The organism is Candidatus Dedyshia acidiphila (genome assembly GCF_051025295.1).
Classification (GTDB): Bacteria; Acidobacteriota; Terriglobia; order Terriglobales; family Acidobacteriaceae; genus KBS-83.
In genome coordinates, this window is the sequence record NZ_JBMGJV010000153.1 from 1 (window position 1) to 251 (window position 251).

Genomic DNA, 251 nt, shown 5'->3' on the forward strand with positions numbered 1-251 from the left:
GGGGACGCACCGCGATAGTGTTGCACACGCGTAGAATGGAGTGTTTGGCCCGGGTAGGCGTTCAGGCCGGCAGGGAGTGACGATTGGCAGAGATTATCTACGACATAGCGATCATCGGCGGGGGCCCGCCGGTTACACGGCAGCCATCCGCGCCGGACAGTACGGATTGAAGACGGCGCTGATTGAGCGGGAGCCGAAGCTGGGCGGCACATGCCTGCACTGGGGCTGCATTCCGACGAAATCGATCCTGT

At 62.5% G+C, this 251-nt stretch carries 1 pseudogene; it reads left to right on the forward strand.

Annotated features, from left to right (window positions below):
* Nucleotides 1–83 precede the first annotated feature (83 nt).
* A pseudogene (locus tag AC5IJH_RS18480) lies at nucleotides 84–251 on the forward strand (FAD-dependent oxidoreductase); the annotation flags it as partial.